This window comes from Moorena sp. SIO3B2, from assembly GCF_010692525.1.
GTDB classification, from domain to species: domain Bacteria; phylum Cyanobacteriota; class Cyanobacteriia; order Cyanobacteriales; family Coleofasciculaceae; genus Moorena; species Moorena producens.
The window spans coordinates 1-10,838 of record NZ_JAAHHE010000214.1 but is presented as its reverse complement, the minus strand read 5'-3'; the positions used below and the strand labels follow the sequence as shown (position 1 = coordinate 10,838).

Genomic DNA, 10,838 nt, shown 5'->3' with positions numbered 1-10,838 from the left:
GCTGCTTTATGATTTGAAACGGTATTCTGAGGCGATCGCATTCTACAACCAAGTACTGGAAGTGGATGCCAAAGCTGCTTCAATTTGGATTGACCGAGGCACAGCTTTTTATCAACTCGGTCGATATCAAAAAGCAATCACCGATTTTGACAAGGCGATTCAACTTGATGCTCAAAACTCTTTGGCTTGGAAACAGCGAGGATTTGCCGATACTTTTTAGCTGCCAAAATCTTCCAAAAAGTCAATCCTGGCTCACTAATGCAAGCTGATTTCTCAGCCAGGGGGTATCTCCCAAGGCTCGCAGAAATATACCACGAGCGCCATTGATGTCTCGATCCATAGATCGACCATCAATTTTTGATTTAATAATTTTACTTCCGCCGATGTTGACCAACTCCCCAGTCCAGCTGACAGTTTTACTCGTATAGGCTTCGCAGACGTCTATCACCATCTTTCCTGACTCTTGGGCTTTGTGCTTGAGAAATTCTTTGAAACGGTAATGAGCGAAAGAGAGCATATTGCGAACTGTTTTTGATCTAAGTTTGCGATCACTTTTTCTCGACATCTGAGAAGTCTCAAAGGTGGGAAGCAAAATTACATCAAAATTGTCAACTATAAATCTGGCAGCTTTGTGATGGATCTCGTTCACTAAGTTTTGAATCCTGATCACCATCCGCCTGGAAGCTTTTCTCATTCGACGCTTCTGGCCACCTTTGGCTTTGCTTATTTTTGAAATCAGATTATCCAGGTGTTGACATAAGCGTTGAATTTGAGAAAAATCACCATTGCCAATTTTTCCGACAGAAGTTTCACTAAAGAATGTCAAGAAAGTCCTAACTCCAGGATCCAAAGCAACTACTCTACCTTGGTTTTCGGCTTTAACGTTAGTCACTTTGTGGGGGACTACAAGGTAGTAGTCCCCATTAGTACTGGTCAATCGACAGTCACAGATATTATCAGGCAGGCTCTCGGCAAAGGTTAATTCCCCTAGTTTTGTATGATAGATCCCCTTGTCTGAAACTGCTGATTTAGGAATATAGCAAGACTGGACAGGATTCTTTCGAGATCTAAATCGAACTCGGTTAATTTGCTTAGTCTTTTTGTACTTTTTTTTAGCTTCCCTGACAGCGGTGCAGGCATCCTTAATCGCTATCGATTTAATTTGATAAGGTACTGCCTTGCACCACTCTGGAAGGTCATTTAATATCCCTGTTTTAATAGCCTTCCAGTTGGCTTTAACTTCTCCATTCTGGAGTATTTTGACGGTCTTATTGAAAACATAGCGGGACACTCCGAACCATTGACGAACAATAGACCGCTGTTCAGCATTGAGGAATATCCGAATCTTTTTTGATTTTTGCCCCGTATTTTCTGAGCCCGTGGACGCGACAATAGAAGAGGTGAATGATGGAGAGAAGATCTGCTGTAAGTTCTGATCAAAGACAACTTTTAGGTTGGTCGAGAACCAAGATTTTTCCACCGTTGATACTGACCAGGTGCTCAAAGAGTTCAAACCCGAATCGGGTAAGTCTGTCTCTACAGGCAACAACAATCGTGAGCTGATCTCCTCGCATAAGCCGCTCCAGTATGGTCTTAAGTCCCTTCCTTTTGTAGTTGAGACCTGAGCCGATGTCTTTGATGATTTCGGCTTGTGGGAAAAGGGAATGCATATAGGCGATTTGTCGGACAAGGTCGTCTTTTTGCTTGCTGGAGCTGACTCGGCAGTAGCAAATTGTGCTTGCAACCCGAACAGTTCTATCATCTGTAGATCTACGTCCGAAAGTGAGCAAGCTTTCGGGATCAAAGAGTCTTGTTCCTCCTGGAGTTTTTTCGCACCTGATCGTTCCATCATCCGCGTATTTCCTCAATGTGTTCTTGGAGAGTCCCGTAAGTTCGACCGCCTTACGGAGTGGTATTAGTGCCATGTTTTTATCTTGGCATATTTTGGTAGATATTGTAAGATATTATGTGTGCATTTTGGTTAACTGTCACGAGCCTCCTTCTAGAAAGTCATTATTTCATAGATTGGGCCAGGACTGTTCTACCCGAATAACAAGCTTTCTCTATTACAAAATTTACATTTTGTAGTATATTATGCTGTGTTGAGGCATTTGTTTAAACAGAGCTTGATGAGCAGACAATTGCCTAATTAATCAATTAATTAATCACGCTTGGGTTATCCGACATCGGGTAGCCTAACCCTCCAAGGGTTGGAACTAGTGAATGTGACACAAGGAGGAGTTTGTAACATTACTTAATATCCTGTGTCTAGTTCTACTCCAAGGATGGGGTAAATGAATTAAGTAGAAATGATATTGACTAGAAATTATATTGTATGCTATATTGCCAATGAGCTTGAAAAAATATAAGCTAAAATCTTTTTCAGGGTAAACGCATCTTATTTTCAAATGCCTACTGGATATGATATTCAAGCGATAAGTTTTTATACTTATTAGTTTTGAAATATCTGTTAGGTGCGCTTTCTGTTGGCGAATTTAATTCGCCACGGGTAGCACCTCTTGATGCAGTTGCTCATGGGGAAAACCCCCATGACACCACTGCATTGCTTCTGAGTAAGGCTTCTAAAAAGATGGGTTTGCCCTGAATTTTTTTGACTAAATGGCATTGTTTGTGGGAGCAGGTCAATTTTGTAAGAACACTTGAAGTACAGTGTTTTCGGGGCTTCAGTAGCAGTGATGAGTTATTTTAGTACATTTGTTCTGCGAATTTGACATCCTCCCTTGTTTGTTGGATAGGAGTTGAATTTAATTCAACTCCAGCTATATCGTTTATTTGTAATTCAGCCTAGTAGTTTACTACAACAAGTATGACAGGTTAATTATTTCTATAACCCTTAGATAATACGAGTCAGTTTAGATATAAATTACTTGTCAAAACGTCTATGGTAAAGTACTAGGTTCAAGTGCTTAAAGGATGCTGATAACTCTACCACTTTTACTAATGCTGCTTGTCACCATAGCCCTGGGTAGCAAGATATTCTTCCAGAGAAAATATGAGCAATGGTGGAAAGGACTTTCTCGCCAGGAGAAATGGTCATACATTAAAAAAGGAAAGCTACCTTCCTTAATAGAATTTGTGAAAAGTGACTTGGGAAAGTTACCGGAACCGGAACAGATTCTGGAAGATGCTGAATATGAGTCAATCTTTCTAAGCCTCTTAGAAGGTGTATCCACTGGATGGCAGAAAGCTGAGATTGAAGATTTTTTTGCTAAACAGCCAGTAAGTATTGATCAGTCTACATTTCAGTCGTGGCTACGCAAGTTTTGTCGTCGCCTTATGAAAGCACCTCAAGGAAACATTGAAGTTGCTCAGCGCATGATTAGCTTTGGTGAGATTGGGGATTGGCAGCTTGGAAGGATATCTAAGGAGTTTGGCGAAAAAATTTTAACCGCATCAAGGCGAGACACAGTTGTTGTATATGTTAATCCCTTTACACTACTTGGCTTAGATCCTGAAAAATACAATACTGTAGAAGATATATCTGCTACTAAAATTCGCCCACAGAAGAAAAGGTTTTTAGCAAAGCTAAAAATTAACGACAATCAGTTTGAATTGAAAGAAGGCTTTAAGATCAAGCAGGCAGAAGCATATTTGGAAGATCTTCGAGATGAGCAGAATAAAAAATTCCACTTTATTATATTTAAGGACAAAAAGCTACATGACTTTCTAACTTTCGGAGATTTTCAATTTTTTGAGCAATATGTTTCTAAACCTGATTACCAGGATGAAGAATTCCGGGGATTCATTGGAAAATACTTTGCTCGACAGTATGGGAATAAACTTGATGAAGCGATACGCTTTAAGGATTTAGGTTCCATTAAGAGTTTGTTCTCAATAGAACTCTTAGTTCTTCCAGAGCATTATCAAATCTGTTTTGGTCGATCCTATGAATTTTTAGAAAGCTGCTGTAATGCTCTGAAGGAGATTGCTGATTTTGGTATAGATCCTAAACACTTTGATGAAAAAGAGCTTTTGGCGAAGATCCAAGAAGTTCTGGATATTGAGTTAGTGAATTCAATTAATCATCCCTTCTTTTTGATAGCTAAAGATCGGATATCTCAATGTCTTATTAAAATAGGATTCAAACTATGTCGCTTGCCAACATCTGAGCATATTGAATATGAGTTTTTGGTGGAATATTCTCTGAAAGTTATTGACTTAGCCTCTAAATTAAAGGTCTCGGAAAATGCCAGCAAGAGGGTAAAAGAGATTAAAGATAAGATTATTGAGGATAAAGGCAAAAGTAAAGACCGTAAGCTAAATTTAAATCTTTATTTAAATGCTTCTCATCCACTTGAAATTACAGATGATTACATTAGATATGGAAGAACAGTCTGGGATCTAGAAAGTATTGAAGCTATTAAGTTAGTTCCTTTTGGATACAACTCGCAACTTCGTACTTGTTCTTTTTTGAATAATCAGGGACAACAGATTTCCTTTACACCGATGATGGATGATCTAAACTATGAAGATGAATTAAGGAAAAAACTAGACTTTTCCTTAATAAAAATTATGGACAATATTACAGAAAAAATTATGGTGAAAATTAATACAGGAACAGTTGTAGAGATTGGAAATTGTCGTTTATATAGTCAAAGAATTTATTTTAAAGACTCCACATTTTTCTGCAAATACCATGACTTTACTCTAATTAGTTCAGATGATTATCCTAATTTAGTACTTGTCACAACAAACAAAAAGTATATAAATATATTTTTAGAAAACAAGGAAAATTTTGAAAATTATATCAAGTATGATAACAAGTTTAGGGATAAAGAACTAAGTATAGAACAGTATAAAAAAAGAATAGATCCTTATATTTTATCTAGAATCAAATCGGGAGTAATTAGTCTTAGAGATAGAGGAGCATTAATCGATACTGAGAAGGAATGGAATGGTGTACTGATTAGGGATGTGTTGAGGTTTCAGGAATTGATGATTACTGGAAAGATGTCAAGATAAGTTTGACTAAAAATTAAAATGGTTCAATAAAATATTGCAGTCTACCATGGAAAATAAATTAATTACCGAACAACTACAGCCCGATTTTTCTTCAGCCTTGTATCAAGTCTTTGAAATTGAGAAAAAGCTGAAAAAACTGACTACAGAACATACAATTCATAGAAATGTAGAAAAGCTCAAAGACTACTTTCAATCCTTGGGATGGTTTTATGAAATTCCCAAAGGGACGTATAATGAAACCCGGACTGACTGTGATGCTCATATCTCTAGTGATTCCCCTGAAGAATTGGTAATTTCTGAGGTGATCAAGCCAACGATTCGATACCGGGAGAATGAATCCTCTCCATCACGTATTGTTCGTCGAGCAACTGTTATTGTGGAATCTAAAGGGATCCAAGAAGAAGCTAGGGAAAAAATTAGCGAAAAACCTAGCATGATTCCCTCAAATATGAATATTTGTAAATTTATTAAAGAACAGTTTTCTCGTCTTAAGTTAAGATTTACAGGCAATGATGTCAGCTCTAAATAATTTTAGAGGATTTGTATATCAATACAAATCACTATTTCATAGTTAGGTATTATTCACAAATTCAAGGAGATAACCGGATGGCACACACAATCAATATTGGGATTGACTTGGGAACGACAAATTCTGCAATTGCTAAGTTCTCTAAAGGAAAAGTAGATGTATTTTCTAATCCCACAGTTCACGGAAAGAGAACACTACCATCCGTTGTGGGATTCAAGAAAAATAAAATATTCGTTGGAGATAAGGCAAAAGAGTATTGGAAAAAATATCCTGAGAATGTAGTTGCTTTCTTCAAACGTAAGATGGGAACTGATGAAGAGTTTCTAATTGAGGATCTCCAAGGATCTAAAACACCCGTCGATCTATCTGCTGAAGTTCTAAAGGAATTAAAGACGTTCGTTAGAACCGGAGAAGTAGTTGATGCAGCAGTGATTACTGTACCGGCTTCTTTTGATACCAATCAGTCTCAGGCTACAGAGAATGCTGCTCATCAGGCTGGAATTCAGCAAGTGTTTTTGCTTCAGGAACCTATTGCTGCCAGCATAGCCTATGCCAATCAGGAGAAAGGAGTAGAGTTTGATGAGCAAAAATGGCTAGTTTATGACTTGGGGGGTGGAACCTTTGATGTTGCCCTTCTGGAGGTGGGTGATGAAGAAATGATAGTTCTTGGTAACAAAGGTAATAACTTTTTAGGGGGAGCTGATTTTGACAACCTTATTGTTGATAAAATTCTGATTTATTCTATAGAAAAGCAGTTGGGTATCAGTGGTTTATTAGGTGAAGTGAAGAGCAAAAGCAGTAAGTATAATTCTCTTTACTTCAAACTTTTGCTGAAAGCGGAAGAAGCTAAGATTGCCCTCTCTTCCATGGAATATTATGACCTAGAGATTGAGGAAATTGAAGACGATAAGGGTGAAGAGCATGATCTGGAAGTAACAATTACACGCTCTCAGTTTGAAGAGTTAATCCAGCCTTATATTGATGAGACAATTGCTTTAATTAAATCATTGCTACAGAGCAAGTCTCTCAGTTCATCGGATCTCAAGTTTGTATTGATGGTGGGGGGATCTACTTACATCCCCTATGTGCGTCAACGCCTAGAAGAATCATTACAGATACCGGTAAATTTGGATGTTGATCCTACAACGGTTGTAGCAGAGGGAGCTGCATTGTTTGCTGCAACTAAACCGAGAAAGATAGAGGAAAATTCATCAAAGTCTTCTCCCAGTGGATTAGCACTAAGGATGGAATACCCCCATGTGTCTCGTGATTTGGAGGAGTTTCTTGAAGCAAGAGTAGAAGGGGCTTTAGAGGGTCTTTATTACCGGATTTTGAGAGCCGATGGAGGTTTTGATTCCGGGCTGAAACCCCTACAACGAGAGATTGAAGAAGACTTACCTCTGGTTGAGCAAGAGCAGAATATCTTTGAATTCAAGATTTTTGATAGTCATGGTAATGCAGTTCCCATTGATAACAACACAATTCAAATTTATCAAGGGATAACCACTGTTAGGGGACAAACCCTACCCCATGACATTTGTATTGAGATTGAGGATGAGAATTCTAAACAGACACGGTGTCAAGCTATTCTCAGAGAAAATAGCACTCTTCCCCAAAAACAGGACTATGAGGTGCAAGTGTCCAGGTTGGTGCGCCATGGCACAGATGATGAAATCCGAATCAATATCCTAGAGGGACCAGAAGATGCATTACCTCAAGCCAATCAGACCATTGGCTATTTAGTCTTAAAGGGCACTCGGTTTACCAGGAATATTCCAGCAGGAACTACGATTGAGATCACAATTGAAATGTCTGAGTCTCGGACCTTAAAGCTATCTGTTTATATTCCCTTGGTTGATCAGGAATTTAAGGAAGTGTTTGAGCCGAAGCAGCGTAGTGTGTCCTTAAACCAACTGAAGTCCGAGGTGCAGAATTTGTCCTCTAAAATTTCCAGTGAAATTGTGGAGGCTCAACAAAGGAATGAACAGGTTGTGGTGCAAGAACTCAAGGAAAAACGGGAGCAGGTTGATGAAATTAGCGCTAAGTTGCTAACCGTCAAGGCGGACGATGTGACGGATATACGCTATCAGTTAGAAGATGACAAGCGAAAGGTAGCCCAAGAGGTGGATAGCTTGACTCGTGATAAGTATATTTCTGCTGCAATTCAGAAGTATCAGGAGGCAAAGAGATTTTGCTGCCGTACTATTGAGGACAGTGGCTCTGAGGCTGATAAACGAACCTTGAATCAACTGCTGCAACAAGAGGAAGGGGTGCTGAAGTCTGGGAGTGTATCTAGGATTAATGCTACGACTGAGCAATTGAATCAACTGGGTGTGACGGCACAGATGAAAAGCCCGACATTCCATCTTAGTCTGTTTGCACACTTAGTAGATCAGACAGAAGATTTTGTTGATCCTGCTGAGGCTATAAAACTGTTGAATTTGGGAGCTAAGTATTTTGAGAGTCGTAATGTTGAGAAGTTGGAGCAGGTTAACTTGGCATTGCTCAATCTTCTGCCTCCTGATAAGAAGAGTAAAGTAACTGGAATGAGTGGAGGTACAAATATTCGGAAGTCACAATAGATAATTGTTTGAGTATTAAAATGACAATTCTAAATTATTAATTAACAATGTTATCAAGCTAGGTAGAATTAAAACATGAGTGAAAATAAAGAAGAGTTCAGCTTTGTCGATCAGCTTTGGGGCTTTGTTAAGGGAGCAGGAAATGGTGCGATTGAAGGGGTGATTGGAACATATGATTTGACGACGGATTTATTAGGTACTTCATGGTATTTAACTGGTGGATGGTATTTTAACCCTGAAAAAGCACACCAAAGGTGGGATAGCACTAAGGCCTTTGCAAATCAGACAGGTGATTTTGTTAGTGATGTATGGTATGTGACTGGTGGCCAAGTTACAAATCCGCAAAAAGCCAATAAAGCAGAAGAGAACTTTGGTAAACGATTTGATGCTCTTGCTGCACCATACCGTAAAGATTGGGAGGAGGGTAATTATGGAGAAGCGATTGGTCGTGGAGCTGTTGAACTATTCGGAACAAAAGGTATTGGAAAAGTTGCCAAGGCTGGCTCAAATCTAGAATTGCCCTCAGTATTACAGCGATCACCTGCTAAAGTTGCTGCTAGAGAACAAAAACGTTCAATTGAATATGGTAATGTTGATAAGCTGAGTAATAAAGACGTTTCAAATGTAACTGTTCTACAATTATCTCCAATACCTAGTGATAAACCTGATGGTAACTGGTTTCGTATAGTCTCGAATCAGGAAGAACTGGAAAAAATTAAAACTGGTACAGCCAGAGACTTTTCTGAATTGGTTCAAATCTCCCCTGGCTATAACCCAGATGCACCTTGGCATGGCACGTATAAGACAAATGCAAAAGTTTTCAATTATGATGGTCTTTTGGCTTCTGGTAAAGCATTAGAAAATCAACAATATGGCCCCGGGGGAGGAAATCAAGTTTATATTCTTAACAAACATCTTAAAAACCTCAGTCCTCAAGGTTCTTTTGAGCTGACAGATAATCTTGCTGACCATAAAATTATTGATAACAGGAATAAGATCGAAACTGAAAAAGCAAAGATTGAAGAAGATATTCGCAATATAAATCGTAAATTGAGTGCCTTTGATACAACTATTAAAACTGGAGTAGTATATGACAGACTAAATCATGATGATGAAGATTCATTTCTGGAACAAACGACCACTGAAACTATTGTCTACCAAAACCCTGAAAACCTGGCAGATAGTCAAACAGCCAAATGGGCGACTCGATCTATTACTCTTGAGGATGGAACAGTTGTAGAAGTTAAGGTAGATATTGAGACCGAAGAGATGCTAGGGATTCTTGATAAAGTAGAGCAAACAATTCAAGACCATGGTTTCCTAAATACTCACCCAACACTAGATACTCCCCTCCAAGATCGATCTTCGATTCAAGATCAAGAAAATCAACAAACCCCTATCATTCCTGAAGAATCCAAAAAAGATCCTGACAAACAATCTTACGACACAACCAATCCCGCTACTACTGATGTCTCTGTTGCTAATTTAGAACAAATTACCACAGAAAATATTATCTCCCCAAACCCTGAGGAACTGGCAGATAGTCAAACAGCAAAATGGGAGATTCGACACATTCTTAAAAATGGAAAGCTTGTACAAGCTAAAGTAGACATAGATAGTGAAGAGATTCTAGAGATTCTTGATCAGACAGACCCAACAACTCCAAACTCAGTCACACCAGCACTACAGGTTCACTCAACTCCAACAACAGAGTCAGACACAACAGAAAACAATCAAACCCCAGAAGCAGCAACCACTCTAGAAACTGCATACAAAATAATGCCGAATGGACGTTTGCTTGAAGTGACTACTGATACCAGAGATAACATCCAAGCAGAAGGAGACATTGTCAATGCCATAGACCAAGATACCCCAACCATAATGGATCATCAAGGTCAAGGTGTAGCCGTTGATGAGTTGATATCAATCCCTTTCTCAGATTTTAATTCTTCACTTACTAATTCATATCCATCAGAAAATCAATCACAAACCCAAGAGCCTGTAGAACAGCAGGCGGATCAAGCAGTCGAGCCAAACTACTCCTACAAAATACTACCTAATGGTCTTCTTGTTCCAAATGTACCTGATTTCCCAGATGTATCTGATACCAATGACCACAGCCAAATTGAGCAGACAGTAGATAGTCTTTATTCTGATGCTGAAGTGAATGGTAATTCCCTCCTGACACAAGAGACTTCTACAAACTCAAGCCACTATAATACACAGTCACCAAGTGATATTGATGCTGCTTGGGATGAAATTATGGCAAAACTTGAATCAGATCCAGAAGTCCCACCACCGATTTCAGAGATGAATTGGGAACACTCTGATCCATTTTCAGCCATCTTTAATTCTTCTGATCAATATGATGACCCATCAGCTGATCCCCTAGCTCAGGGACTTAACGAATTAAACTTTGATCACTCAAGTGGGATCCAGCAACCATCCTTTGCACCCGTAGAAGATAACTCATCATTTAACGATCCCAAGGATTCCCTTGAGGCACTGATTAATGAATCTTTTGAACGGGTTGAAGAAAGAATTAAACAAGAAGAGCAAGCAGCTTCTGGCTCAGGATTTTATTCAAGTGACCCCTATGACTCTAATTTTGATGAACATATTCCAGTTTCAACTATCGATGAAACTTCTACTTACGAAACTCCAACCTATGATGAACCGACGAGTTATGAATCCAGCTATGATTACGGAAATTATAATGACGTGTAGAGAAGTTTTTAAACAAC

7 protein-coding genes and 1 pseudogene are annotated in these 10,838 nt (G+C 38.8%); 6 read left to right on the top strand and 2 right to left on the bottom strand.

Translation table 11 applies throughout. The annotated features are described in order from the left end of the window. On the top strand, positions 1-220 hold a 220-nt coding region (locus tag F6K38_RS28205), incomplete at its 5' end, for a tetratricopeptide repeat protein (protein WP_287358368.1). A 21-nt stretch (positions 221-241) separates the two neighbouring features. Here F6K38_RS28205 and F6K38_RS28200 read toward each other — a convergent pair. After that, positions 242-1,852: an RNA-guided endonuclease InsQ/TnpB family protein gene (locus tag F6K38_RS28200; RefSeq protein ID WP_502708335.1), complete on the bottom strand. Its 1,611-nt coding sequence runs from the start codon at positions 1,850-1,852 to the stop codon at positions 242-244. Beyond that, positions 1,842-1,925 (bottom strand): annotated as a pseudogene (locus F6K38_RS44440) (IS607 family transposase); the annotation flags it as partial. The pseudogene F6K38_RS44440 and the gene F6K38_RS28200, both read right to left, overlap by 11 nt. Before the next feature lie 533 nt (positions 1,926-2,458). Here F6K38_RS44440 and F6K38_RS28190 point away from each other — a divergent pair. The 5 genes from F6K38_RS28190 (at position 2,459) to F6K38_RS28170 (ending at position 10,821) form a co-directional block, all read left to right on the top strand. Then, complete coding sequence (locus F6K38_RS28190; RefSeq protein ID WP_154659877.1) at positions 2,459-2,605, top strand: hypothetical protein; 147 nt, start codon at positions 2,459-2,461, stop codon at positions 2,603-2,605. A 356-nt stretch (positions 2,606-2,961) separates the two neighbouring features. Next, positions 2,962-4,983: a hypothetical protein gene (locus F6K38_RS28185; RefSeq protein ID WP_009148824.1), complete on the top strand. Its 2,022-nt coding sequence runs from the start codon at positions 2,962-2,964 to the stop codon at positions 4,981-4,983. A gap of 46 nt (positions 4,984-5,029) precedes the next feature. Further along, positions 5,030-5,512, top strand: a complete 483-nt coding sequence (locus F6K38_RS28180; protein WP_009148827.1) for a hypothetical protein — start codon at positions 5,030-5,032, stop codon at positions 5,510-5,512. 77 nt (positions 5,513-5,589) lie between these two features. After that, the gene (locus F6K38_RS28175; protein WP_009148830.1) at positions 5,590-8,094 is read left to right on the top strand and encodes an Hsp70 family protein; all 2,505 of its coding nucleotides are present in this window, start codon (positions 5,590-5,592) and stop codon (positions 8,092-8,094) included. A 75-nt stretch (positions 8,095-8,169) separates the two neighbouring features. Further along, on the top strand, positions 8,170-10,821 hold the full coding sequence (locus F6K38_RS28170) for a hypothetical protein (RefSeq protein ID WP_287358366.1): 2,652 nt from the start codon (positions 8,170-8,172) through the stop codon (positions 10,819-10,821). Positions 10,822-10,838: the final 17 nt, after the last annotated feature.

Excerpts from the sequence above, each read along its gene's own strand:
- F6K38_RS28200 (WP_502708335.1), bottom strand. The coding sequence starts at position 1,852 with ATGATGGAACGATCAGGTGCGAAAAAACTCCAGGAGGAACAAGACTCT.
- F6K38_RS28180 (WP_009148827.1), top strand. The coding sequence starts at position 5,030 with ATGGAAAATAAATTAATTACCGAACAACTACAGCCCGATTTTTCTTCA.
- F6K38_RS28185 (WP_009148824.1), top strand. The coding sequence starts at position 2,962 with ATGCTGCTTGTCACCATAGCCCTGGGTAGCAAGATATTCTTCCAGAGA.
- F6K38_RS28175 (WP_009148830.1), top strand. The coding sequence starts at position 5,590 with ATGGCACACACAATCAATATTGGGATTGACTTGGGAACGACAAATTCT.
- F6K38_RS28170 (WP_287358366.1), top strand. The coding sequence starts at position 8,170 with ATGAGTGAAAATAAAGAAGAGTTCAGCTTTGTCGATCAGCTTTGGGGC.